The 24,775-nt window shown below is 72.6% G+C and carries 22 protein-coding genes and 2 pseudogenes; 12 read left to right on the forward strand and 12 right to left on the reverse strand.

Annotation, left to right across the window (positions count from 1 at the left end; translation table 11 throughout):
- Positions 1-101: 101 nt before the first annotated feature.
- From AB0A97_RS29430 to AB0A97_RS29465, 8 genes and pseudogenes are all read right to left on the reverse strand, one after another.
- On the reverse strand, positions 102-1,028 hold the full coding sequence (locus AB0A97_RS29430) for an alpha/beta hydrolase (RefSeq protein WP_361155492.1): 927 nt from the start codon (positions 1,026-1,028) through the stop codon (positions 102-104).
- A complete protein-coding gene (locus tag AB0A97_RS29435; protein ID WP_361155494.1) occupies positions 1,025-1,483 on the reverse strand; it encodes a phage holin family protein in 459 nt (152 codons plus the stop codon). Before AB0A97_RS29435 ends, AB0A97_RS29430 begins: the two co-directional genes overlap by 4 nt.
- A 44-nt stretch (positions 1,484-1,527) precedes the next feature.
- Complete coding sequence (gene nhaA / locus AB0A97_RS29440) at positions 1,528-2,922, reverse strand: Na+/H+ antiporter NhaA (protein ID WP_361155496.1); 1,395 nt, start codon at positions 2,920-2,922, stop codon at positions 1,528-1,530.
- A 304-nt stretch (positions 2,923-3,226) separates the two neighbouring features.
- Positions 3,227-5,191 (reverse strand): acetate--CoA ligase, encoded by a 1,965-nt coding sequence (acs, locus tag AB0A97_RS29445; RefSeq protein WP_361155498.1) that lies wholly within the window; start codon positions 5,189-5,191, stop codon positions 3,227-3,229.
- Positions 5,192-5,329: 138 nt separating this feature from the next.
- Positions 5,330-5,833 (reverse strand): hypothetical protein, encoded by a 504-nt coding sequence (locus tag AB0A97_RS29450; RefSeq protein WP_361155647.1) that lies wholly within the window; start codon positions 5,831-5,833, stop codon positions 5,330-5,332.
- A 110-nt stretch (positions 5,834-5,943) separates the two neighbouring features.
- Positions 5,944-6,264, reverse strand: a pseudogene (locus AB0A97_RS29455) (SDR family NAD(P)-dependent oxidoreductase); the annotation flags it as partial.
- Entirely contained in the window at positions 6,261-6,788 is a 528-nt protein-coding gene (locus AB0A97_RS29460) for a MarR family transcriptional regulator (protein WP_361155499.1), read from the reverse strand. The pseudogene AB0A97_RS29455 and the gene AB0A97_RS29460, both read right to left, overlap by 4 nt.
- 67 nt (positions 6,789-6,855) lie before the next feature.
- Complete coding sequence (locus AB0A97_RS29465) at positions 6,856-9,168, reverse strand: SulP family inorganic anion transporter (RefSeq protein ID WP_361155500.1); 2,313 nt, start codon at positions 9,166-9,168, stop codon at positions 6,856-6,858.
- A gap of 328 nt (positions 9,169-9,496) precedes the next feature.
- Between AB0A97_RS29465 and AB0A97_RS29470 the strand changes: the two genes are divergently transcribed.
- On the forward strand, positions 9,497-10,777 hold the full coding sequence (locus tag AB0A97_RS29470) for a hypothetical protein (RefSeq protein WP_361155502.1): 1,281 nt from the start codon (positions 9,497-9,499) through the stop codon (positions 10,775-10,777).
- 135 nt (positions 10,778-10,912) lie between these two features.
- Here AB0A97_RS29470 and AB0A97_RS29475 read toward each other — a convergent pair whose 3' ends face one another.
- On the reverse strand, positions 10,913-11,899 hold the full coding sequence (locus AB0A97_RS29475; protein WP_361155504.1) for an ATP-binding protein: 987 nt from the start codon (positions 11,897-11,899) through the stop codon (positions 10,913-10,915).
- Between the two features lie 110 nt (positions 11,900-12,009).
- Here AB0A97_RS29475 and AB0A97_RS29480 point away from each other — a divergent pair, with 110 nt between their 5' ends.
- Entirely contained in the window at positions 12,010-12,831 is an 822-nt protein-coding gene (locus AB0A97_RS29480; RefSeq protein ID WP_361155506.1) for an oxidoreductase, read from the forward strand.
- A 379-nt stretch (positions 12,832-13,210) separates the two neighbouring features.
- Here the strand turns inward: AB0A97_RS29480 and AB0A97_RS29485 are convergent.
- A pseudogene (locus AB0A97_RS29485) lies at positions 13,211-14,097 on the reverse strand (HAD-IB family hydrolase).
- Between the two features lie 450 nt (positions 14,098-14,547).
- On the opposite strand from AB0A97_RS29485, the gene ssd reads away from it, so the two are divergent.
- From ssd to AB0A97_RS29525, 8 genes are all read left to right on the forward strand, one after another.
- Positions 14,548-15,810, forward strand: a complete 1,263-nt coding sequence (gene ssd / locus AB0A97_RS29490; protein WP_361155508.1) for a septum site-determining protein Ssd — start codon at positions 14,548-14,550, stop codon at positions 15,808-15,810.
- 139 nt (positions 15,811-15,949) lie between these two features.
- Complete coding sequence (locus AB0A97_RS29495) at positions 15,950-17,107, forward strand: TadA family conjugal transfer-associated ATPase (RefSeq protein WP_361155639.1); 1,158 nt, start codon at positions 15,950-15,952, stop codon at positions 17,105-17,107.
- A complete protein-coding gene (locus AB0A97_RS29500; RefSeq protein WP_361155510.1) occupies positions 17,104-18,111 on the forward strand; it encodes a type II secretion system F family protein in 1,008 nt (335 codons plus the stop codon). The genes AB0A97_RS29495 and AB0A97_RS29500 overlap by 4 nt, the downstream gene beginning before the upstream one ends.
- The gene (locus AB0A97_RS29505; RefSeq protein WP_361155512.1) at positions 18,101-18,940 is read left to right on the forward strand and encodes a type II secretion system F family protein; all 840 of its coding nucleotides are present in this window, start codon (positions 18,101-18,103) and stop codon (positions 18,938-18,940) included. The genes AB0A97_RS29500 and AB0A97_RS29505 overlap by 11 nt, the downstream gene beginning before the upstream one ends.
- 73 nt (positions 18,941-19,013) lie before the next feature.
- Positions 19,014-19,220 carry a DUF4244 domain-containing protein gene (locus AB0A97_RS29510; RefSeq protein ID WP_361155514.1) on the forward strand — a complete coding sequence of 69 codons (207 nt, stop codon included), beginning with the start codon at positions 19,014-19,016 and terminating at the stop codon, positions 19,218-19,220.
- Positions 19,207-19,584, forward strand: coding sequence for a TadE family type IV pilus minor pilin (locus AB0A97_RS29515; protein WP_361155516.1), 378 nt, complete (start codon positions 19,207-19,209; stop codon positions 19,582-19,584). Before AB0A97_RS29510 ends, AB0A97_RS29515 begins: the two co-directional genes overlap by 14 nt.
- A gap of 22 nt (positions 19,585-19,606) precedes the next feature.
- A complete protein-coding gene (locus tag AB0A97_RS29520; RefSeq protein WP_361155517.1) occupies positions 19,607-19,954 on the forward strand; it encodes an Rv3654c family TadE-like protein in 348 nt (115 codons plus the stop codon).
- Positions 19,955-20,131: 177 nt separating this feature from the next.
- Positions 20,132-20,539 (forward strand): cupin domain-containing protein, encoded by a 408-nt coding sequence (locus AB0A97_RS29525; RefSeq protein WP_361155519.1) that lies wholly within the window; start codon positions 20,132-20,134, stop codon positions 20,537-20,539.
- 105 nt (positions 20,540-20,644) lie between these two features.
- On the opposite strand, the gene AB0A97_RS29530 is transcribed toward AB0A97_RS29525, so the two are convergent.
- Positions 20,645-21,142 (reverse strand): hypothetical protein, encoded by a 498-nt coding sequence (locus AB0A97_RS29530; RefSeq protein ID WP_361155521.1) that lies wholly within the window; start codon positions 21,140-21,142, stop codon positions 20,645-20,647.
- 19 nt (positions 21,143-21,161) lie between these two features.
- A complete protein-coding gene (locus AB0A97_RS29535) occupies positions 21,162-23,609 on the reverse strand; it encodes a DEAD/DEAH box helicase (protein WP_361155523.1) in 2,448 nt (815 codons plus the stop codon).
- 55 nt (positions 23,610-23,664) lie between these two features.
- Between AB0A97_RS29535 and bldG the strand changes: the two genes are divergently transcribed.
- Positions 23,665-24,006 carry an anti-sigma factor antagonist BldG gene (gene bldG / locus AB0A97_RS29540; RefSeq protein ID WP_004571875.1) on the forward strand — a complete coding sequence of 114 codons (342 nt, stop codon included), beginning with the start codon at positions 23,665-23,667 and terminating at the stop codon, positions 24,004-24,006.
- Positions 24,007-24,114: 108 nt separating this feature from the next.
- Complete coding sequence (locus AB0A97_RS29545; protein ID WP_361155525.1) at positions 24,115-24,588, forward strand: ATP-binding protein; 474 nt, start codon at positions 24,115-24,117, stop codon at positions 24,586-24,588.
- Positions 24,589-24,775 lie beyond the last annotated feature (187 nt).

A 24,775-nucleotide genomic window follows, 5' to 3' on the forward strand; every position in this document is an offset into this window, starting at 1 on the left:
TTGGCCTATGCGGGCGGCAATTGGCTGTTCGTCATACGCACGTTCGATCGGGTCGGCGTGTCGCGCCGCCCGGCCCCGCGCCCCGGCCCGCCGGCCAGGGTCTACCGGTCCGGCTCCGGATCCTTCAGCCAGTTGATCAGTTCGGCGGAGAACGCCACCGGGTCCTCCTCGTGCGGGAAGTGCCCGAGCCCGTCGAAGAGCCGCCAGCGGTACGGGGCCTCCACGTACTCGCCGGAACCGGCCGCGCTGCGGGTGCGCATCACGGGGTCGAGCGAGCCGTGCAGGTGCAGCGTCGGCACCCGTACGGGCCACTTCATGCGCCGGTTGAACTGGATGCCGTCCGGCCGGGCCATCGACCGGACCATCCAGCGGTACGGCTCGATCGCGCAGTGCGCCGTCGAGGGGATGCTCATCGCCCGCCGGTAGACCTCGACGTCCTCGTCCTCGGGCAGCCGCGGCCCGGACCAGTCCCGGATCAGGCGGCCCACCAGGGCGGCGTCGTCCGCCACCAGCCGGCGTTCGGGCAGCCACGGCCGCTGGAAGTTCCATACGTAGGAGCTCTGCCGGCTCTGCTTGAAGTCCGCCAGCATGGCCGCGCGCCAGCGGCGGGGGTGCGGCATGGAGGACACCGCCAGCCGCCGTACCAGCTTCGGCCGCATCACGGCCGCGGTCCACGCCAGGTAGCCGCCGAGGTCGTGCCCGACGATCGCGGCGTCCGGCTCGCCCAGGGACCGTACGACCCCGGTGATGTCCAGGGCCAGGTTGGCCGGATCGTAGCCGCGGGGCGTGCGGTCGCTGCCGCCCACGCCCCGCAGGTCCATCGCCACCGCACGGAAACCCGCTCCGGCGAGCGCCGGGAGCTGATGGCGCCAGGTCCACCAGAACTGCGGGAAGCCGTGCAGCAACAGCACCAGCGGGCCGTCACCCATCTCGGTGATGTGGAAACGCGCACCGTTGGCCGCCACGTCCCGGTGGGTCCAGGGCCCGTCGGGACGTACGACCGAGTCGGAACTGTCGGTAGCCGTCATACGGAGGAGCGTGTCACAGACTCCAGGACCGGGTGGTCCTCCGGCACCGCGCGCGGATGCGGCTTGACGTTCCCCAGTACGGCCGCCGTCTCCTTGGCCGAACTGATGGTCTTCTCCGGCTTCTTGATCTTCTTGAGCTTGCTGACCGCCATCAGGACCAGCAGCAGGGCGACGATCAGGAAGGCGCCGCCCACGATCAGGAAGGACCAGGCGAGGCCGAGGCCGAGGTTGTGGATGCCGTACGCCGCGGCGAAGCTCAGCACCGGCAGCGCGAACAGCGCCAGCGCGCCGGCCACGAGGAACGCGGCGCTGCCGATGCCGGCCCGCTTGGCGTCCTGCCGCAGCTCGGCCTTGGCCAGTGCGATTTCGTCGTGCACCAGTGCGGACATCTCGGCGGTGGCCGTGGCCACCAACTGCCCGAGGCTGCGGTCCGCGCCGTCGTCGGCTGTGCTCATCGACGTCTCCCTCTTGTCTTCTCCCGGATGCAAAGCCTCTCAGATCATGCCGGACCATCGTCCCCGGCGTTCGCGCCGGAGGCCACTTCGGCAAGGCGGCGGTGTTCCGCGGCCTTGGCTTCGAGGAGTTTCGCCATCCGCAGGTGGTACTCCGGGTTGCCCAGTTCGTACACGTCCGGGATGCCGTCCTGGTCCTCGTCGCGGTCCTCGTCCTCGCACAGCTTCTTGTACTTGGCGTTGCGTATCTTCAGCAGGGTTCCGGACAGCACCGCGGCGATCAGCGAGCCCGTCAGCACGGCGGCCTTGATCTCGTCGGTCAGCAGCGGGTCGTCGGTGAAGGCCAGCTCGCCGATGAGCAGCGAGACCGTGAAACCGATGCCGGCGAGCGAGGCGACGGCGAAGAGGTCCGGCCATCTCAGGTCGGGGTTCAGCTCCGCCTTGGTGAAGCGGGCCGCGCACCAGGTACCGCCGAAGATGCCGAGGGCCTTGCCGACGACCAGGCCGAGCACGACGCCGAGCGTCTCCGGCTTGGTGAACACGTCGTGCAGCGCGCTGCCGGAGATCGACACGCCCGCCGAGAAGAGGGCGAACAGCGGCACCGCGAGACCGGCCGAGACGGGCCGCACCAGGTGCTCGATGTGCTCGCCGGGGGACTGCTCCTCGCCGTCGCGGCGGTGGCAGCGCAGCATCAGGCCCATGGCGACGCCCGCGATGGTGGCGTGGATGCCGCTGTTGTACATCAGGCCCCAGATGACCAGGGCGAGCGGTACGTAGATGTACCAGCCGCGTACGCCCTTGCGCAGCAGCAGGTAGAAGACGGCGAGGCCGGCGACGGCGAAGCCGAGCGCCAGGAAGTTGAGCTGCGAGGTGAAGAAGACCGCGATGATCAGGATCGCGAAGAGGTCGTCGACGACGGCGAGGGTGAGCAGGAAGGCGCGCAGCGCGGACGGCAGGGAGGTGCCGATGACGGCGAGCACGGCCAGTGCGAAGGCGATGTCGGTGGCGGTCGGCACCGCCCAGCCGTCCATCGAGCCGCCACCGGCGGTGTTGACCACGACGTAGACGAGGGCGGGCATCGCCATGCCGCACAGCGCGGCGACCACCGGGAGCGCCGCCTTCTTGGGTTCGCGCAGGTCACCCGCGACCAGCTCGCGCTTGAGCTCGATACCGGCGACGAAGAAGAAGACGGCGAGCAGGCCGTCGGCGGCCCAGTGCTGTACGGAGAGGTCCAGCCCGACGGAGCCGATGCCGAGGTGGAAACCCCGTACCGACTCGTAGCTGTCCCCGAGGGTGTTGGCCCAGACGAGGGCCACGACGGCGGCGATGAGCAGCAGGACGCCGCCCACGGTCTCGGCGCGCAGGGCGTCCGCGATGAAGTTCCGCTCGGGCAGGGACATCCGCCCGAGGAATATGGATCGGCGGTTGTGGGGCGCGCTCACGCGAAGACCTCCGGTGTTTCGGCAGCTGGATACGGCTGTTGCAGTTGCCGACCAGACTTCCCGGCGCACCTTTGGTATTTGTCGCGTTCTTGACGCGATCCCTACTGTACCCGGGCTGCGCGGGGAACATTCCGGCGATCTTCACCTTACGGGCAAATGGTGTGATCGGCCGCCCGGCGAGGGGTACGGGGCGCCCGGAACAGGCGAAAGGCACCCGGCCGGTCTGCGGACGGGTGCCCCTCGGAGTGGCGGTCACGCATCGGCACACGCGTTCGAACGCGGCGTGCCGGGTGCGACCGCCCGGTCAGTCCTCGCTGGCCGCGCCGGGCAGCTTCGCCTGGATCAGGTCCATCACACCGGAGTCCGTGAGCGTCGAGACGTCGCCCAGGTCGCGGTTCTCCGCGACGTCGCGCAGCAGACGGCGCATGATCTTGCCGGAGCGGGTCTTCGGCAGCTCGGCCACCGGCAGGACACGCTTGGGCTTGGCGATCGGGCCGAGCTGCTTGCCGACGTGCGCCCGCAGCTCCTCCACCAGCCCCTCGTCCTCCGCCGCGGTGCCGCGCAGGATCACGAAGGCACAGATCGACTGGGTCGTCTGCGGGTCGGTCGCGCCGACGACGGCGGCCTCGGCGACCTTCGGGTGCGAGACCAGCGCGGACTCGACCTCGGTGGTGGAGATGTTGTGGCCGGACACCAGCATCACGTCGTCCACCCGGCCGAGCAGCCAGATGTCGCCGTCCTCGTCCTTCTTCGCGCCGTCACCGGCGAAGTACTTGCCCTCGAAGCGCGACCAGTAGGTGTCCAGGTAGCGCTGGTCGTCGCCCCAGATCGTGCGGAGCATGGACGGCCACGGCTCGGTCAGCACCAGGTAGCCGCCGCCCCCGTCCGGCACCTCGCGGGCCTCGTCGTCCACGACGGTGGCCGCGATGCCGGGCAGCGGGCGCTGCGCCGATCCGGGCTTGGTCTCCGTGACACCGGGCAGCGGGCTGAGCATCATGCCGCCGGTCTCCGTCTGCCACCAGGTGTCGACGATGGGGGCCTGGTCGGCACCGATGTGCTTGCGGTACCACATCCACGCCTCCGGGTTGATGGGCTCGCCCACCGAACCGAGGACCCGCAGCGAGGACAGGTCGTACTTCGCGGGGATGTCGTCGCCCCACTTCATGCAGGCGCGGATCGCGGTCGGCGCGGTGTAGAGGACCGTGACGCCGTACTTCTGCACGATCTCCCACCAGCGGCCCTGGTGCGGGGTGTCGGGCGTGCCCTCGTAGAGCACCTCGGTCGCGCCGTTGGCCAGCGGCCCGTAGGTGATGTACGAGTGGCCGGTCACCCAGCCGACGTCGGCGGTGCACCAGTAGACGTCGGTCTCCGGCTTGAGATCGAAGACGGCATGGTGGGTGTACGCCACCTGGGTGAGGTAGCCGCCGGTGGTGTGCAGGATGCCCTTGGGCTTACCGGTCGTGCCGGAGGTGTAGAGGATGAACAGCGGGTGCTCGGCGTCGAACGCCTCCGGGGTGTGGATCTCGCTCTGTCGCCCGACGATGTCGTGCCACCACACGTCGCGGCCCTCGGTCCAGGCCACGTCCTCCTGACCGGTACGGCGCACGACCAGCACGCTGCGCACGTTCTCCGTGCCGGGCTTGGTCAGCGCCTCGTCGACGGCGGGCTTGAGGGCGGACGGCTTGCCGCGGCGGTAGCCGCCGTCGGCGGTGATCACCACACGGGCGTCGGCGTCGTTGATGCGGGTCGCCAGCGCGTCGGCGGAGAACCCGCCGAAGACGACCGAGTGCGGCGCGCCCAGACGGGCACAGGCCAGCATGGAGATGACGGCCTCGGGGATCATCGGCAGGTAGATCGCGACCCGGTCGCCGGCCGTGACGCCCAGCTCGGTCAGCGCGTTGGCGGCCTGGGAGACCTCGCGCTGGAGCTGCGCGTAGGTGATCGAGCGGGTGTCGCCGGGCTCGCCCTCGAAGTGGATGGCGACGCGGTCGCCGAGCCCGTTCTCGACATGGCGGTCCACGCAGTTGTACGCGACGTTGAGCTTGCCGTCGGCGAACCACTTGGCGAACGGGGGGTTGGACCAGTCGAGGGTCTCGGTGGGCTCGGTCGCCCAGGTCAGGCGCTTGGCCTGGGTGGCCCAGAAGCCCAGCCGGTCCGCCGCCGCCTGTTCGTACGCCTCGGCGGTGACGTTGGCGTTCGCGGCCAGTTCGGCGGGCGGCGCGAACCGCCGCTCCTCCTTGAGAAGGTTGGCCAGGCTTTCGTTGCTCACGTCATCTCCCATTCAGGGCGTGCGATGTCTCTCCCGGCCCTAGCTCATCAGCCCACCACCCGCCCTGACAAGGGTCGCCACCAAAAATTGGTGTAGACCTTTACTGTTGCGCAGGTCAAGTGCTGTTTACGGGCGGGTTTAAGGGGAGTTGGAGGGGGGTGAAGGGAAGGCTCCGGGCTGACGGTCCGGCGGCCGGCGCGGTGGCTCGACGCCCAGCAGGTGAGCGGTCCGGTCGTACACCGTGCCGGCGAGGTCGTCGTCCTGGGCCGGACGGGAGGGCGTGGTCGGCCGGGACTTGCTGAAGAAGCCGCCGTTGGGCCGCGGCGCGGGTGCGGCCGTGGCAAGCCGGACCACGGTCCGTACGCCGGTGTCCGGGGCGACGGCGAACGGCTTGAACAGCGGGGCCGTCAGCCGCATCAGGCCACCGGCGTTGCTGTTGATGGCGGTGCCCTTCACCATGCCGGGGTCGGCGTTGTAGGCGCTCATGCCGTCGGGCAGGCGCCGTGCGAGTTCCCGGGTGGCCAGGAGGCTGACGAGTTTGCTGGAGGCATAGACGTTGATCTGGTGATAGAAGCGGGTCTGCCATGATCTGCCGGTGACGTCCGGATCGCCGGTGTCGACCTTGCCCCGCTTCTCCACCAACGTCGACAGGTTGACGATCCTGGCCTCGGGGCGAGCGTTCCGCCGGCCGGGAGGGCGTGCGTGAGCAGGAAGGGCGCGTGGCGGTTGAGGGCGTAGGTCCGCTCGGCGCCGTCCACGGTCCGCTCGTAACGGGGGAACACGCCCCCCGCGTTGTTGATGAGCACGTCCACGGACACGGCGCCCGCGGCGAGCCTCTTGGCCAGGTCGCGGACCTGCGACCACTGCTCCAGGTCGGCGGTGTACGTCCGGGGCGGAGCGGTGCCCCGGCCGGCGGGCGCGAGGCCGCGCAGGCTGTCGGCCGCCGCGACGGTGCGCGCCGCGTCCCGGCCGACGAGGACGACCGTCTGCCCGGCCGCGACGAGGTGACGTGCCGTCACCAGGCCGAGTCCCGAGCTGCCACCGGTGATCACGGTGGTGGTCGTGCTCGTCACTGCGCCGTGCCGTGAGGGTCTTCGGCGCCGGGAGTTCCGGCCGGCCGGGAGCCGCCGGCCACCTGGCGCAGCAGTGCGTGCAGACGCAGCCTGCTCGCCCGGTCGAGGCGGGCGAAGGGTGAGTGCTCGGCGCTGTGCCGGACGACGCGGTCGCGCAGTGCGCACCCCTCGTCGGTGAGCTGAACGAGCTTCGCCCGGCGGTCGGTGGGGTGGGGGACGCGGCGCACCAAGCCGCGCTTCTCCAGCCGGTCGATCATCGACGTGGCCGTCGAGGCGTCGCACTGGAGGCGATCGGCCAGGTGGCGTGCGGTCATCTCCTGTCCGCGGCTCAGCCGCCACAGCACGTCGGTCTGTGTGTCGGTCAGTCCCGCTTCGCGCGCCAGGTCCCTCAGCTCGGCGTGCACCTGGGTGCGGATGGCGAACAGGTCGTCGATCAGTTCTTCGGTCAAGCGGGCGTCGTCCGCGGCGTGGGTCACGTCATCAGCCGCGTCATCAGCCACGCCATCGCGCACGGCGTCATCCATGGCGAGGACGGTATAGGGAACTTCCCATCATTTGGAGTCCCCTGCACATGGGATGCGGAGGCTCCGGCTACGAGGTGACGGCTGCCGTCTCCGGCCGCACCGCGCGGAACCGGCCCGTCGTGCGGTCCAGGACGTACGCCTGGGCCTCGGCCACGTGGAAGTACATGCCGTGCAGGGTGAGCGCGCCCTCGGCGACGCGGTGGGCGACGCACGGGTACGACATCAGGTGGTCGAGCTGCTGGACGACGTTGACCAGCGCGAGCCGTTCCACGTCGTCGGCGACCGGGCGTTCGGCGAGCGCGACTTCACCGCGCCCCAGCCGGCCGATCCGCTGCATCCGTGCCAGGCTCGGGCGGCCGTGCCGCAGCCAGCGCGCGAGCGGGGTCCGCGCTCCCGGCTCGTGGTCAGCGCCGAGCAGCGCCTGCATCGCGCCGCACCCCGAATGCCCGCAGACGGTCAGCGAGCCGACCTTCAGCACCTCGACCGCGTACTCGATGGCCGCGCCCACCGAGTCGCAGGCGGCGTCCGTGCCGGGCGGCGGCATCAGATTGCCGACGTTGCGGACGGTGAACAGGTCACCCGGGCCACTGGAGGTGATCATGCTGGTGACCAGCCGGGAGTCGGCGCACGTCAAGAAGAGCTGGGTGGGCCGCTGCCCTTCGTGGGCCAGCCGGGCCAGCTCGTCCCGTACCAGCGGGGCCGTATGGCGCTGGAACGCGCTGACGCCGCCGAGCAGTTGATCGCCACTGGTCCGCGGAGCGGCCGCGGCCTCCTCGGGCAGGCGGGTGCAGTAGTGGTTGCGCCACGGCGTCCACGGGCGGCAGTGGTGGGCGCTCGCGGGCTCCGCGATCGGGCTCCCGGCGCGGCCGCCGAGGGTCACCCAGCCGCCGCCCGCGCGATGCCCGTCGGACCAGGCCCGCAGGGCCTCGTAGGCGGCGTGGTCCATGAACGAGCCTCCCAGTTCGACGACGGTGTCCGCCCCGGCGGGCACCTGGGCGAGCGCCCGGGTCAGCCTCGGTACCGCGAGAAAGGTCAACTGCCCATTGACGCGCACCCGGTGGCGGCCGTCCTCGGCGCTGACCGTGACCCGGGTGTGGGTCAGCCGCCGCAGCGACAGGAAGACCGTCACCCCGACGCCCAGGGCCACCCCCTGGAGGACGCCGAACAGCACCACACCGCCCAGGGTGACCGCGTAGACCGGAAACTCCCGGTGCCGCTGCACATGTTTGATGTGCGCGAAGCTCACCATCCGTACGCCCATGACCATCACCAGCGCGGCGAGGGCGGCCAGCGGGATCAGCTCCAGCGCCGTGGCCAGCAGGCCGGCGCAGAGCACCACCCAGGCGCCGTGCAGCACGGTGGCGCGCCGGCTGACGGCGCCCGCCCGCACGCTCGCCGAGCCGCGCATCGCCCCGCCGGCCACCGGTAGCCCGCCCAGCAGCCCGGACACCACGTTGGCGACGCCCTGACCCGTCAGTTCGCGGTTCAGGTCCGTACCGGACGTGGGGACGGCGCGGTCGGCGGCGAGGCGGTCCACCGCGACCGCCGACAGCAGCGACTCCATGCTGGCGACGAGGGTGACGGTCAGGACGGCGGCGGCGATCCCCAGGACCGGCCCGTCCGGGAGGGTGGGCAGGGCCTGGAGCGACCACTCGGGCAGGGCGACGCGCGGCACCGGCACCGGGAGGGCCGCGCTCACGGTCGTGGCGGCGGCCACGGCGGCCAGTGGGGCCGGGACCGTCCGCAGCGTCCGCCCGGCCCGCCCGGGCAGCCGCTGCCAGCCGGCCAGCACCGCGACCGTGACGGCGCCGATGAGCAGGGCGGCGACGTGCGGGTGCGCCAACTGGCCGGGCAGCGCGGCGACGTTGTCGACGGCCGAGCTGTCGGGGCTGCCCCCGAGCACCACGTGCAGTTGTCCGACGGCGATGGTGACGCCGATGCCCGCGAGCATGGCGTGCACGATCGCGGGGCTGATCACGAGCGCGCCCCGGGCCACCCGGACGGCGCCGAGCGCGAGTTGGGCCAGCCCGGCGAGGACCGTGACGGCGCAGGTGGCCCGCCAGCCGTACCGCTGCACCAGCTCGGCCGTGACCACGAGCAGGCTCGTCGCCGCGCCGCTGACCTGGAGGGGAGCGCCGCCGAGCAGTCCGGCCACGATGCCGCCGACGGCCGCGGCGACCAGGCCCGCCTGGAGGGGCGCCCCGGTGGCCAGGGCGAGGCCCAGTGAGAGCGGTACTGCGATCAGGAAGACGACGACCGAGGCGGACAGGTCGCCGCGGCGGGCGGCGGCCCGGTCGGCGGGCGGCGGGGGCTGCGTACGGCGGGTGCTCGGAGCGCCGGTCGGTCCCGGCGGCCCTGGCGGCTTCTGAAGCTGCGACATTCCCGTCTCCTCCGGGGCGGCGCGGTCGCGCGGGGCGCGATCGTGGGCGGCGGTGTACTGCGGCGGGAGGCGAGCCGGCCGGCTGGCGTCACGGTTCGTGACGGACCGGTGACTCTCAAGTATCGGTAAATGAAGCGTAATGACACGTAAAGGCGCAGAGAAGCCTTTTCAGGCATTCGGGTCTGCCGTTCCGTCTTTCGAGTGAACACAGCGACGAGTCGCTTGTACCTTACGGCCCATTCCGTGGCTTATGCGGGCTTGAAAACGGTTAATCAGTTTTTCTGATGTTTCCGTTTCGCAGTTCGCAGCTCAGGGAGTGAGGTGGCTGATGGCAGCCGCATCAAGGGTCACGGCCGGGGTGGTCACGACGATGGCGCTGGCGGCGGTCGCCGGCTGTGCCGGGGGGAACGGGGGCGGGCCGGGCGGCGCCCAGGGCGGCCAGGCCGCGCCGCAGCGCACCGCCCAGCAGGTCAAGCTCATCGGCGACGGCTCGACCGCATACACCGGGGCGCAGCCGATGCAGCCGAAGGCCGAGCGCCTGAGACCCGGTGAGCGGCCGCCGCAGTTCGTGGTCTTCTCCTGGGACGGCGCCGGTGAGGACAGCCAGAAGCTGTTCTCGCACTTCCGCGCGGTCGGCAAGAAGTACGACGCCCGGATGACGTACTTCCTCAGCGGTGTCTACCTGCTCCCGGGCAACAGGAAGGACGCCTACCACCCGCCCAAGCACAGCCCCGGCGCCTCCGACATCGGCTTCAACGACGTCAAGGGCGTCCGGGCCACCGTGGAACAGATCCGCGGCGCCTGGATGGACGGCAACGAGATCGGTACGCACTTCAACGGCCACTTCTGCGGCGCGAACGGCGGCGTCGGCACCTGGTCGCCGGAGGAGTGGCAGAGCGAGATCCGGCAGGCCGAGGCGTTCGTCAAGACCTGGAAGACGCACACCGGACTGAAGACCGAGAAGCCGCTGCCGTTCGACTACAGCAAGGAACTCGTCGGCGGCCGTGCCCCCTGCCTCGAAGGGCAGCGCAACCTCATCCCCGCGGCCAAGGCGATGGGCTTCCGTTACGACTCCAGCTCCGTCGGCGGCCGGCAGTTGTGGCCGAAGCAGATCGACGGCATCTGGGACTTCCCCCTCCAGCAGGTCCCCGTCCCCGGCCGGGCCTTCGAGACGCTCTCGATGGACTACAACTTCCTCGCCAACCAGTCCGGTACGACCAGGGGCGACCCGGCGATGCACGCCACCTGGGGCAAGCAGATGCGGGACGGCCTGGTCGCCGCGTTCGAGCGGGCCGAGAAGGGCAACCGGGCACCGCTCATCGTCGGCAACCACTTCGAGTCCTGGAACGGCGGCACGTACATGCGCGCCGTCGAGGACACCATCAAGACCGTCTGCCCCCGGCAGGGCGTGCGCTGCGTGACCTTCAAGCAACTTGCCGACTGGCTGGACGCGCAGGACCCGCGGGTGCTGGAGAAGCTGCGCGCGCTGCCGGTGGGCGGCGCCCCGAAGGGCGGGTGGGGGAGCTACCTGGCGACCTCGTCCGCGAAGCCCGGGGCGCCGGGTGAGCCCGCCGGTTCGGCCGAACCGGCGCGGCGGGACGCGGAGTAGCGGGAGGCGGCTCGGCAGGGACCCGTGGGGCTCCGGGACCCGTGGGGCTCCCGGGCCCCGTGAAGCTTCCGGGCATCGTGCCGCTTCCGGTCGCCGTTCCGCTTCCGGGCCCCGTGGCGGCCCCCCGACCGGGGGTCAGGCGGGCTGCGGGGCCCCCGCGGGCTCGGCGAGGACGAAGGCGGGGTCGACCTGGGCCGCCAGATCGGCGCCCGTCTTCGCGTTCGCCCAACTCTCCGCGTTCTTCAGGTGGAAGTGCACCATCTGGCGGGTGTAGCGCTCCCAGTCACGCTGCTCGTACGTCTCGTCGGCGGCGGCGTGCAGCTCCTTCAGCGCCTGCCGGTGGTCGGCCTCCAGCAGGTCGAAGCGGCGCGGCCGGCCCTTCTCCATGGCCCGCACCCACGCCGAGTCCCCCACGGTCAGCAGCAGGTCCTCGCCCACCTCGTCGGCCAGGAAGGCGGCGTCGTCCGGGCCCTGGACCTTGTTGCCGACGACCTTGAGGGCGATGCCGTAGTCGCGTGCGTAGTCCTTGTACTGGCGGTAGACCGCGACGCCCTTACGGGTGGGCTCGGCGACCAGGAAGGTCAGGTCGAAGCGGGTGAACATTCCGGAGGCGAAGGAGTCGGAGCCGGCCGTCATGTCGACGACGACGTACTCCTCGCGGCCGTCCACGAGGTGGTTCAGGCACAGTTCGACCGCGCCGGTCTTGGAGTGGTAGCAGGCCACTCCCAGGTCGGACTCGGTGAACGGGCCGGTCGCCATCAGGCGCACCGGTTCGCCCTCCAGGAGGACGGGCCGGGCGCACGCCGCGTACACGGGGTTGTCCTCGACGACCCGCAGCAGCCGGGAGCCCTCGCCGGGCGGCGTCGTCTTGATCATCGTCTCGGCGGACGCGATACGCGGGTTGGTGCCGCGCAGGTAGTCCTTGACCAGCGGCAGCCGGGCGCCGAGCGCCGGCAGCGCGGCGGCCTCCGTCTCGTCCATGCCGAGGGCGCTGGCCAGGTGCTGGTTGATGTCGGCGTCCACCGCGATCACGGGGACGCGGGCGGCGGCGAGGTGGCGGATGAACAGGGCGGACAGCGTGGTCTTCCCACTGCCGCCCTTGCCCACGAACGCGATCTTCATGGTCACGAAGCGTAAGCGCCGAGTTGCCCCGGGTGAGAGGTTCGGGTGAAGAAGACCACTCCTTCGAGCGGTTCGGCCTTGCGGCTTCCGGGGTGCGTAGGGTCGTACCCATGAGTACGACAGCCGATCCGCTCGCGACCCTGGCCTCGCTCCCGGGGGTCGCCGACTCCGTGGACTCCGTGCGCACGAGCGTGGACCGGGTCTACGGGCACCGGATCATGCGACGGCGCAGCAACGAGATCACCTCCGAGGCGGCGCTGCGCGGAGCGCGGGCCTCCGCCGCGCTGGCCGGAGCCGACTGGGCGCTGGAGGAGGTGCGGCGGCGATCCGACTTCGGCGTCGAGGGTGAGCCGCGTACGGTCGGCGCGGCGCTGCGGCTGACCGCCGAGGCCGGGCAACTGCTCAGCGTGTGGCGGCAGTCGCCGCTGCGGGTGCTGGCGCGGCTGCACCTGGTCGCGGCGAGCGGCGACGCCCGGCAGGAGTCGGTGGGGCGGCCCCGGCTGGCGGGTGAGCCGGTCGACGAGCCCCTGGTGGAGCTGGCGTTGCCGGATGCCGACGAGGTCGCGGGGCGCCTGGACGGGCTCGCGCGGCTGCTGCTGGCGGGCAGCGAGGCGCCGGCTCTGGTGGTGGCGGCCGTGGTGCACGGCGAACTGCTGGCGCTGCGCCCCTTCGGCTCGTACAACGGGCTGGTCGCGCGGGCCGCCGAGCGCATCGTGCTGGTCGGCAGCGGGCTGGACCCGAAGTCGGTCTGCCCGGCGGAGGTCGGCCACGCGGAACAGGACCGGGCCGCGTACGTGGCGGCGCTGGAAGGCTATGTGTCCGGCACCCCGGAGGGTGTGGCAGCGTGGATCGCGCACTGCGGCCGGGCGGTGGAGCTGGGGGCGCGGGAGAGCACGGCGGTGTGCGAGGCGATGCAGCGCGGGGCGGCCTGACGGGGGGCGGCCGGGGCCGGTATCCGGGCGGCGTGAAGGATCCCGGTGGGTACGGGCTTCCGGCCGTGTAGTCCCCGGACAAAGGGTTGCGGCGGTACCCAGTCGTTCCGGTACCGCCGCTGGCACGTCCACCGGGTTACCAAGCGCGCTCCGGATGTTGCCGATCAGGTCGGAGACTTCGTCCGTCACCTGGTACGGCTGGCCCGTAATCGACGGGTCGGCGTCGCGTGGGTGCCCGGTTTCCGTGCTTCGGTCCGTGGGGCCTTGCTGCGTAGAAGGTCTTCCTCTCGGATGTCCTCGGTCTCGCGGGCCGTTACGTCCTTTGTACTCCTGCGGCGGGGGAAGCGGAACCCCTCGCCGCAGTTCTTTACTTTTCCCTTCAAACTCGGGTGATACGGGCAAAAACCGGGCGCCGTCGGCTCGCGTACCAGACGAGGCCCGCCGTCGCGGCGGCCGCGCCCACGGCGGCCACCGTGGCGAGCACCGGACGCGACGGCATGCCCAGGGAGGGCAGCCGCTGCTTCAGCTGGACCGGCCGGGTGAACGACAGAACCGGCCAGCCCCGGCTCGCGGCCTCACGGCGCAGTGCGCGGTCCGGATTGACGGCGTGCGGATATGGCCGACCGCCTCCAGCATCGGCACGTCGGTCGCCGAATCGCTGTACGCGTAGCAGCGCGCCAGGTCGTAGCCCTCGGACGCGGCGAGGTCCCGGACCGCCTGCGCCTTGGTCGGGCCGTAGGCGTAGTACTCCACCTCGCCCGTGAAGCGGCCGTCCGCGCCGACGACCATCCGGGTGGCCACCACGCGGTCGGCGCCGAGCAGGGCGCCGATCGGCTCGACCACCTCGGCGCCCGAGGTGGAGACGATCACGACGTCGCGGCCCGCCGTGTGGTGCTCCTCGATGAGCGAGGCGGCCTCGTCGTAGATGAGCGGATCGATCAGCTCGTGGAGGGTCTCCGCGATGATCTCCCGGACCTGGGCCACGTCCCAGCCCCGGCAGAGCGCCGAGAGGTAGGCGCGCATCCGCTCCATCTGGTCGTGGTCGGCGCCGCCCGCGAGGAAGACGAACTGGGCATAGGCGGTGCGCAGTACGGCCCGGCGATTGATCAGGCCGCCTTGGTAGAACGACTTGCTGAAGGTCAGCGTGCTCGACTTAGCAATGACTGTCTTGTCCAGGTCGAAGAACGCGGCTGTGCGGGGTGTCGAGTGAGTCGCCGAGTGGGGCACGGAGTGGTTTTCCACGGGGCGAGCATAGGCGCCCACCATTCGGCGTAAGGTGTGGCGCGTGGGTTTGCCTGAGAAGGCTCTCGGGTACACCATGGAAGTCACGGATCGTTCGCGACCGTGCTAACCCGGTCCGACTCCTCCCCCCCCGAGTCGGCCGTGGGGACGACCCCCGCTCTCCCCCCCGGCGGGGGTCGTCGCATGTCCGGACGCGTTTTTGCCCGTCCGAGGCGGATCGGCCGCTTCCTCTTCATCGCTCGGCCCCGAGCGTGCCGACGCCCACCGGCCGTCACTCAGGGTAGCCGTAGCGATGCTCTAAGGGAGCCTGCAAGGTCGCCGGTATAGGTGACTGGGATATTCACAGCCTTTGAGTTGTCCACAGTTTTGGACCAAGATCCACGGGATTTTCCGGATCGCCACACGATGAAAACTCCGCGAGTTCGCGGATGTGTGAGTTGCGTAGCGATAGGGGAACGGAACGTGGCCGGACGTATGACTCCCGATCAACCGCCCGGGCCTGCCGAAGGGCGCGGCGGACCGCTGGTCGTCACCGAGGACGAGGACCTTCTCGACGACGTCCTGAGACTGTGCGCGGCAGCCGGTGCGACGCCGGAGGTCGCCCATGGCGTCGCCCGCGGCCGCAGTCCGGGCTGGGCCTCGGCGCCGCTGGTGATCGTCGGCGCCGACTGTGCGCCCCGGCTGTGCGGGGCGGGCCGCCGGGACGGGGTGGTGCTCGTCGCCCGGGGCGCGGACGACCGGCAACTGTGGCGGCTGGCCGTCGCCCTCGGGGTGGAACGGGTGCTGGTGCTCCCCGGTGGCGAGAGCTGGCTCGTGGACCGGATCGCCGACGCGGTGGAGGGCGTCGGGCCGACGGCCGTGACGGTGGGGGTGATCGGCGGCAGCGGCGGCGCCGGCGCGAGCACCCTCGCCTGCGCCCTGGCCCTGACGGCGGCCCGCGCGGGCCGCCGGACCGTCCTGGTCGACGCGGACCCGTTGGGCGGCGGACTCGACGTGCTGCTGGGCGGTGAGAAGGAAGAAGGGCTGCGCTGGCCGGCCTTCGCCGAATCGCGTGGGCGGGTGGGCGGCGACGCCCTGGAGGAAGCGCTGCCGCGGCTGCATTCCTTACGTGTACTGAGCTGGGACCGCGGTGACGCGGTGGCGATTCCGCCGCAGGCGATGCGCGCGGTCATGGCAGCGGCGCGCAGACGGGGCGGCGCCGTGGTGGTGGACCTGCCGCGTCGGCTGGACGAAGCGGTCGTGGAAGCGCTCGCCCAGGTCGATGTCGGGCTGCTGGTCGTCCCCACCGAACTACGGGCGCTGGCGGCGGCCCGGCGCGTGGCGGCTCTGGTGCGTACGGTCCTGCCGGACGTGCGGGTGGTGACACGCGCCGGCCCCGGCCCGGACAGCGGCCGCGCCGCGGAGCTGGCGCCCGAGGAGGCCGCCCGGCTGCTCGACCTTCCACTGGCCGGAGAGCTGGGCTGGGAGAACGCCCTCCCGGGAGAACTGGCCCGGGGCGCGCCGCCGGGGGCGAACGCCCGAGGTCCGTTACGGCACTTCGGCACGGCCTTCTGGAAGCGGGTGTTGCCCGAGGCCGTGGGGTCGGGGACCACGGGACCGGGGACCACGGGACCGGGGGTCGCAGGGCCGGTGACTGCGGGCTCGGGAGCCCCGGGGGCGAGGGCCGGGAGGCCGGAGGCCGGTGGGCGGCGCGGATGGCTCGGTGAGGGCGCGGCGGGTGGTCCAGGTGAGGACTGAGCTTCCCCGGGGGAACGGGTCGCGGGCGTCCGGGCCGCGGGCGAGCGGGGCGCAGATGCCCGGGCCGCAGGTATCCGGACTGCGGGCGTTCGACGGGCCATCCGGCGCCGACGCCCACGGCACACCTCGCACGGGCGGCATCGGCGCCGGTCTTCTGGAGGCGGTGCGCGGGCGGCTGGCCCAGGCGGGCGCCGAGCCGACGCCCGCACGGGTCGCGATGGCGCTGCGCGCCGAGGGTCGCCTGCTCGGCGACGCGGAGGTGCTGGGGGTCGTATCGGCGCTGCGGTCGGAGCTGGTCGGCTGCGGCCCCCTCGAACCGCTCGTCGCCGCACCGGAGGTGACCGACGTCCTGGTCAGCGCGCCGGACGAGGTGTGGGTGGACCGCGGCGGAGGCCTGGAGCGCACCTCGGTGCGCTTCGCCGACGAGGCCGCGGTGCGCCGGCTCGCGCAGCGGCTGGCCTCGGTGGCCGGACGACGGCTGGACGACGCCCACCCCTGGGTGGACGCCCGGTTGCCCGACGGCACCCGCCTGCACGCCGTCCTGCCGCCGGTGGCGGTCGCGGGCACCTGCCTGTCGCTGCGCGTCCTGCGCCCCCGCGCCTTCACCCTCGCGGAACTGGTCGCGGCAGGCACGGTGCCACCGGACGGCGACCGCCTGCTGCGGGCCGTGCTGGACGCCAGGCTCTCCTTCCTCATCAGCGGCGGGACCGGCTCCGGGAAGACCACACTGCTCAGCTCGCTGCTGGGCCTGGCCGGCCCGGCCGAACGGCTCGTCCTGGCCGAGGACTCCGCGGAACTGAGGCCGGACCACCCCCACGTCGTACGGCTGGAGACCCGGCCCGCGAACCAGGAAGGCGTCGGCCGGGTCACCCTGCGGGACCTGGTGCGGCAGGCGCTGCGGATACGGCCGGACCGGCTGGTGGTCGGCGAGGTGCGCGGCGCCGAGGTCACGGACCTGCTGGCGGCCCTGAACACGGGGCACGAGGGCGGCTGCGGCACGGTGCACGCGAATGCCTCAGGTGACGTCCCGGCGCGCCTGGAGGCCCTGGGCTCGACGGCCGGGCTCGACCGGGCAGCACTGCACAGCCAGGTGGCCGCCGCGCTGTCGGTGCTGTTGCACCTCGTACGGGACCGGGACGGCCGTCGGCGCCTCGCCCGGGTGGACGTCCTGGAGCGGGATCGGGACGGCTTCGTGGTGACCGTACCGGCGGCGGTGTGGGCACCGCGGGGATTCCAAGAGGCTGCGGGCTGGGCGCGATTGACCGGGCTGTGCGAGCGGGGGAGGGGCGCGGGATGAGTGATGTCGGTACGGCGACGGTGCCGGTGTGCGCGGCCGTGCTGTGCGCGGGGATGGCGGTCTGGCTGTCCGGCGGCCGCAGCGGTGACGTACGACGGGCACGACTGTTGTTGGTGGACGGAGAGGCGGTGGGCCCGAAGGGGGGAGCGTGGGAACTGGGCTCTGAAGAAGGTGGATTCACGCCTCGACGGGTGCTGCAACGGGTGGCGCATTGGGCCACGTGGGCCGCGTACCGGGTCTTCGGGCCGGGTGGCGGAAGGTGGAAAGCGAACCGAGCTCCTCGGTGCGGCGGAGGAAGCCGGGGCGGGACCGTCCGCTTCCCCCGAGAGCTGTGGTGCCTGCCGGCCGGTCTCGGCCTCGGTGTCATGGCCGGTTCGGTGGTGCCCGTGATCGCAGCCGTGGTGGCGTCGGTCCTGGTGCGGCGATGGCTCCGGGCCCGGGAGCGGGTGCGGGAGCGGGAGCGCCGGGGCGCGGCGGTCATCGAGCTGTGCGAGGCGGTGGCGGGCGAGTTGCGGGCCGGACGGCAGCCGGGGCAGGCCCTGACGGCGGTCGGTGCCGCGAGCTTCGGCGAGACGGGCGCGGTGGTCACGACGGCGGCCCGGTTCGGCGGGGACGTGCCGGCAGCCCTGCGTGCGGCGGCGCGGCTGCCGGGTGCGGAGGGGCTGGCCGGTGTGGCGGCGTGCTGGCAGGTCGCCGTCGACGGCGGGGCCGGGCTGGCCGCCGGGCTGGAACGGATCGCGACGGCCCTCCGGGCGGAACGTGACCAGCGCGACGACCTGCGCGCCCAGTTGGCGGGCCCGAGGGCGACCGCACTGATGCTCGCGCTCCTCCCGGCCGGAGGGCTGGCGATGGGCAGCGCCCTCGGCGCCGACCCGCTCCGGGTACTGCTGCACACCCCCGCCGGATGGGCGTGCCTGCTGGTCGGCGGCCTGCTGGAGTGGTGCGGCGTCGTCTGGACGGCGCGGATCATCGCGGCCGCCGAAGGGGGCGGTCATGTCCGCTGATGCCGGCCACGGGGCCGTCCCGGAACTTGTCCACACCCTGGGGACAGTTTTTCTGATCCTGGCCGCCGTGGTCGGCGCGTTGACCACGGCCGGGGAAGCGCGCGGCCTACGGAGTACCCGACGGCGGGCGACAGCGGTCCTGGGCAAGGCCGTACGGCACCACGACGGCTCCGGCCGGCGCCCGGCACCGGAGCTGAAGCGCGGCCGAGGGCGTCGGTGGCCCGGGGCCGTCCGGGAACGGGCCGGGCCCGCGGTGATCGCGGGAGCCGTGGCCATTCTCGTCGGCGGGGTGACCGGTGGCGTACTGGGACTCGCCGTGGCGTACGGAGCCTGGCGGTGGCGGCGCCGTACACAGGCACAGGCCAGGCGGCAGGCGGCCGAGAGCGGCCTGCGTGCGGCGCTGGCACCGGCCGCGGACCTGCTCGCGGCCTGCCTGGCAGCGGGCGCCGGGCCACGGGAGTCCGCCGAGGCGGTAGGGCGGTCGCTCGGCGGAACCGTCGGCGAGCACCTGTGGCGCGTGGCCGCGGAGCTCCGGCTCGGCAGCGAGCCCGCGACGGCATGGCGGCGCTTCGGCGCCCTCCCCGGCGCCCGGGGGTTGGCCCGGTGCCTGGAACGGGCGGGCATATCGGGGGTCCCGGCCGTGGAGGGCGTCTCCCGGATCGCGGCGGAGTTGCGGGCACAGGACTCCCGCTCGGCAGCCGAACGGGCCCGGCGGGCCGGGGTGCTGGTCACGATGCCGCTGGCGGCCTGCTTCCTGCCCGCCTTCCTGGCGCTCGGTGTCGTACCGGTCCTGTTCGGCCTGGCCACAGCGCTCACGAAGAACTCATGACGGCACACGACCGATCCGGGCCGCACCGGATCACCGACAGCGGAAGTGATCACAAGACCTCAAGGGGGAAGAGATGGTGGTAAGTAGGTGGCTGGAGCGGCGCGTTGCGGCCGTCCGGGCAAGGGGCTCCGCCGACCGGGGCATGACCACGGCCGAGTACGCCCTGGGAACCCTGGCGGCGTGTGCGGCCGCGGCCGTGCTCTACAAGGTGCTGTCGGGCGGTGCGGTGGAGGCGGCGCTGCGCGCGGTGATCGGCAAGGCCCTCGGTGTCCAGGTCTGACGACGGACGCGGCCGTGAGCGTGACCGCGACCGGGGATATGTGACGGCGGAAACGGCGCTGGTCATCCCGGCATTGGTGCTGTTCACGGGGCTGTTGCTGTGGGGGCTCGTGGCCGCCTGCGCGCAGATCCAGTGCGTGGACGCGGCCCGCGCCGGGGCCCGGGCGGCAGCCCGGTCGGAACCACCGTCGGCCGTCGGCGCGGTGGCCCGCGAAGCAGCCCCGCACGGCGCGCGGGTGGCGCTGGAGAGGCGCGGTGACCTGGTGCGCGTACGGGTCGAGGCGGCGACGCCCGGCGTCGGCCCGTTGACGCTGACGCTCCGAGGGGAGGCGACGGCACTTGCGGAGGAGACGGTGGGGCGATGAGGGCTCGGCCACGGTGTGGGCGGTGTTCGCGGCGATGGCACTGTGCACGGTGTTCGCGGTGGTGATCGCCATGGCTCAGGTGGTCGTGACACGTCATCGTGCGGGAGCCGCGGCGGATTTGGGCGCCCTGGCGGCGGCGGACACCGCGCTCCGGGGCGCGTCGGCCGCCTGCCGAGCCGCCCGGGAGGTGGCGGCCGCGCAAGACGCTCGCCTGGTGCGCTGCACCGTTCGGGGCGACATCGCGGACGTCACGGCCCGGGCCCGTACCGGACCGTTCACCTCGGACCTCCGCGCCCGCGCGGGCCCGGCGACGACAGCGGGCCGGGCCGCCGAGCCGATACCCGAACGGGGCGGCCCCGTCCGGGAATAGTGCCCGGCGGCGGCGACCGGCGGCAGCGACCGGCGGCAGTGGTCGCCCGTGCCCGGGGAGGTTTTACCGAACGGTCGACCACCTCCGGCCCCGTCCCGGATAGCGTCCGGATCATCCATTGATCTTGATGTGCGGGCTCTTCGGGCGTGACCGGGGCGGTCCGCCGGGAGGCGTGCCATGAAGGCGATCGACGTACGGGGAACGGCGGCTGCCCTGCCGGAAGCGTGGAGCTCCCGTGCCCTGGGGAAGGTGGGCGCGGCCCGCGTGAAGGTGCTGCGCATGGACGAGTTGCCGGGGGAGGAGGAAGCGCACGGGACGGCCGAGGCGCTGTTCGTGCTCGACGGGCGGTTGGAGCTGTCGGTGGGCGGCGCGGGCGTCTCGGTGCGGCCGGGAGAGCTGTATCTGGTCCCGGCGGGTGCGACGCACGCGGTCCGCGCGGGAAGCCGCGGCGCGCTGCTGATCTTCGCTGCGGACGTGGGCGCTGGCGCTGGCACGGACGCAGACGGTGACGCGGACGCAGACGGTGACGCAGACGGTGACGCGGACGCGGACGCTTGGCGCGGACGCGGATGTGGCGGACGCTGACGTGGAGGCGGAGGCGGAGGCGGAGGTGGGGGTGGGGGTGGGGCGGGGGAGGGGAGGGGGAGCAAGGCCCGGGCATCGCCCTCCGGCCCCGGCCCTTACCCCGGCCTACGCCCCGGACGCCCCCTCGTCGTAACCGTACACACGCACCGGATCGAGGTGCAGTTCATGCGGCCCCATGCAGTCGGCCGCGAGGGTGGCGACGAGCGTCCCGCAGGTGCACGCCATGTTGCGGCCGCTCGTGCCCAACGGGCCGCAGCAACCGTGGTGGCCCGCGGGGACGGCGACCTGGCGGAGATCCGGCGTGTCGTCCGGGTGGACGATCACCGTGTTCCGTGGGCCGGCGGAGACCAAGTCGGCCATGCCGGGCGGCATGAGCAGAGCCCGGTCGTTCATGACGCGCCCGCGCCCGGGCCCGGCGGGCTCGAACGGGGCGCCCCACGGCTCGGGATCGATCGCGTAGTGGCCCGGCGGCACGGTGGAGGCGGCGAGTCCCGTCCTCCTGTCGCGGTCCTTGTCGTGCGTCGACACGTCGGGGACGGCGGGAAGCCGCCGCAGGTCCGGGGTGAGCGTGTTGCCGCACTTGGCACAGAAGAAAACGGTCATCAGTCGATTCCGCAGGCGCTCAGGAAGCCGGTTCCGGCGCGTTCTTGAGGAGTTCGGTCAGGAGTCGTACGGCGCCCCGCTTGTGGAGCGGGTCGTTGCCGTTGCCGCACTTGGGCGACTGGATGCAGGACGGGCAGCCGGCCTCGCACTCGCAGGAGGCGATGGCCTTGCGGGTGGCCGCGAGCCACTCCGGGGCGGTGCGGAAGGCGCGTTCGGCGAAGCCCGCGCCGCCCGGGTGGCCGTCGTAGACGAAGACGGTGGGAAGGAGGGTGTCGGGGTGCAGCGGGAGGGACACGCCGCCGATGTCCCATCGGTCACAGGTGGCGAACAGCGGCAGCAGGCCGATGGAGGCGTGTTCGGCGGCGTGCAGGGCGCCGCCGAGCTGTTCGGGATTGACGCGGGCCGCGTCGAGCTGGTCCTCGGTGACGGTCCACCACACGGCCCGGGTGCGCAGCGTACGGGGCGGCAGGTCGAGTTTCGTCTCGCCCAGCACCTCGCCCGTGATCAGCCGGCGGCGCAGGTAGGAGACGACCTGGTTGGTGACCTCCACCGAGCCGAAGCACAGGCGCGCGTCGCCCCACGGGACCTCCGTCTCGGTCTCCAGTACGGCGATGGCGGTGGTGTCGCGCGCGGTCGTCGAATACGGCGGGTTCGCCTCCTGGACGAGGGCCACGTCGTCCTCCAGGTCCAGGTGCTCGACCAGGTACGTACGGCCCTGGTGGAGGTGGACGGCGCCGTCGTGGACGCTGGTGTGCGCGGCGCCCGCGTCCACCGTGCCCAGCAGACGGCCGGTGCCCGCCTCCACGACCTGTACGGGCGAGCCGCCCTGCCCGCGGATGTCGGCGAGGTCGGCGGCCCGCTCGCGCCGGGTCCAGTGCCACGCCCTGGCGCGGCGGCGCAACAGCTTGCGGGCCTCCAGCGAGGGGAGGAGGCCCGGTGCGGCGGGGCCGAAAAGGGGGAAATCGTCCTCGGTGAGCGGGAGTTCCGCGGCGGCCGCGCACAGGTGCGGCGCGAGCACGTACGGATTGTCCGGGTCCAGCACGGTGGACTCGACGGGCTGGTCGAAGAGCGCCTCCGGATGGTGCACGAGGTAGGTGTCCAGCGGGTCGTCCCGGGCGACGAGGACGGCGAGCGCGCCCTGTCCGGCCCGCCCCGCGCGCCCGGCCTGCTGCCACAGGGAGGCGCGGGTGCCCGGGTACCCGGCGATCAGTACGGCGTCCAGCCCGGAGACGTCCACGCCCAGCTCCAGGGCCGTGGTGGCGGCCAGGCCGAGCAGGTCGCCGGTGTGCAGGGCGCGCTCCAGCGCCCGCCGCTCCTCCGGCAGATAGCCGCCCCGGTAGGCGGCCACCCGCTGGGCCAGGGCCCGTGCGACCGTCCCCAGCCGCTCCTGCGCGATGAGGGCGATCAGCTCGGCGCCGCGCCGCGACCGTACGAAGGCGACGGTACGGACATCCTGGAGCGCGAGGTCGGTCAGCAGGTCGGCGGTCTCGGCGGTGGCGGTCCGGCGTACGGGGGCGCCCTGCTCGCCGTGCAGCTCCGTCAGCGGCGGCTCCCACAGCGCGAAGACCACCTCGCCGCGCGGCGAGGTGTCCTCCGTGACTTCGGCCACAGGAAGACCCGTCAGCCGCTCGGCCGCCTGCGCCGGTTCGGCGGCGGTGGCCGAGGCCAGCAGGAAGACCGGTTCGGAGCCGTACCGGGCACAGACACGCCGGAGGCGGCGTATGACCTGGGCCACGTGGGAGCCGAAGACGCCGCGGTAGGTGTGGCACTCGTCGATGACGACGTAGCGCAGGGCGCGCAGGAAGGAGGACCAGCGGGGGTGGGCCGGGAGGATGCCCAGGTGGAGCATGTCGGGGTTGGTCAGGACGTAGTTGCCGTACTGGCGCACCCATTCGCGTTCCTCGACCGGCGTGTCGCCGTCATACACGGCCGGCCGCACCGCGGTACCGAGCGGCGCGGCGAGTTCGCCGACGGCGCGCCGCTGATCGGCGGCGAGCGCCTTGGTGGGCGCCAGGTACAGGGCCGTGGCGCCGCGCCCGTTCGGGGCCTCGGAACCGTCCAGGAGCCCGGACAGCACCGGGACCAGGTAGGCGAGCGACTTCCCGGACGCCGTACCGGTGGCGATGACGACCGATTCGCCCCGCAGCGCGTGCTCGACGGTACGCGCCTGATGGGTCCACGGGCGGGCGATCCCGGCGGCGCCGACGGCTTCCAGCACCTCCGGACGGATCCGTGCGGGCCATTCCGCATGGCTGCCGATGCGCGGGGGCAAGTGCTCCGTATGAGTGATGCGCGTAGCGCGGGACGCCCCCTGGGTGAGACGGTCCAGGACCGTGCGCGGGGAGGGTCTGGTGCCCCCGTCCGGGGGCAACTGATTGGAGGCCATCGGCACCGAGTGTGTCACCGGTGTGACGGACAATGCGCACAAGGCGTCGTGCACGCCTGCTGGTAAGTGATTGAATGCCATCGCGGCTGCCGATCCATGGGGGGCGACCGCTCGATAGCAAGGTGCTGGAGGATCCGTGGACCTGTCCCTGTCGACCCGGACCGTTGGCGACCGTACGGTCGTCGAGGTCGGTGGCGAGATTGATGTATACACCGCGCCCAAGCTGCGGGAGCAGCTGGTCGAGCTCGTGAACGACGGAAGCTACCACCTCGTGGTGGACATGGAGCGTGTCGACTTCCTGGACTCCACGGGGCTCGGCGTTCTGGTCGGCGGGCTCAAGCGGGTGCGTGCCCACGAGGGCTCGCTGCGCCTGGTCTGCAACCAGGAGCGCATTTTGAAGATCTTCCGTATCACCGGACTGACCAAGGTGTTCCCGATTCACACCTCGGTCGACGAAGCCGTCGCAGCCACCGACTGACGGCTCGCCGGTCCCCGCGCCGCGGCGCGGGGGTTGGAAGCAGTGGGGGGAACCGGGCTTGGCGGTCCGGCCCCCTGCGTTGCACGCCCGCATACCGAGGGGGATGGCATGGCCACCGTCGAACTCCGCTTCAGCGCCCTTCCCGAGCACGTCCGCACCGCGCGGCTGGTCGCGGCTGCCGTGGCGAGGCGGGCCGGGGTGGACGAGGCCGTGCTGGACGAGGTTCGGCTCGCCGTCGGTGAGGCGTGCACCCGTGCGGTGGGGCTGCACCGCACCAACAACATCACGGCCCCGGTAAGGGTCGCCCTGGTCGAGGACGAGAAGAAGTTCTCCATCGAGGTGGGCGACGAGGTCCCGGGGAGCCCGGCGGGTGCCGGTGCGGTGCCCGGCGTCCGCGGTCTGAACGGGGAGCCGCTGCCCGGCGGACCCGCCTCGGACAACGGTGACGCGGCCGAGAGCGACGACGAGATGGGGCTCGCGGTCATCAGCGGGCTGGTCGACGACGTCGAGGTGACCGCCGGCGACACCGGCGGCATCATCCGCATGAGCTGGCCCACGACACCGGCGCCGGTGCTGCCGTAGGGGCCGGCCTGCCGTAGAGCTGGCGGTTCTGTCGTCGGGGTTCTGTCGTCGGGGCGGCGTTCTTCTGGTGCGGGGCTGCCCACGTTGCAGTGACGCATGCGTAGCGCGGCTGCCCCGGTAGCGGGGAGGCCCTCGCCGTAGCGTCTGCCGGCTGCTGCGACGGGCTACGGGCGCGCGCCTGGCGCAC

It is taken from the genome of Streptomyces sp. NPDC045470 (genome assembly GCF_040646595.1).
Lineage (GTDB): Bacteria > Actinomycetota > Actinomycetes > Streptomycetales > Streptomycetaceae > Streptomyces.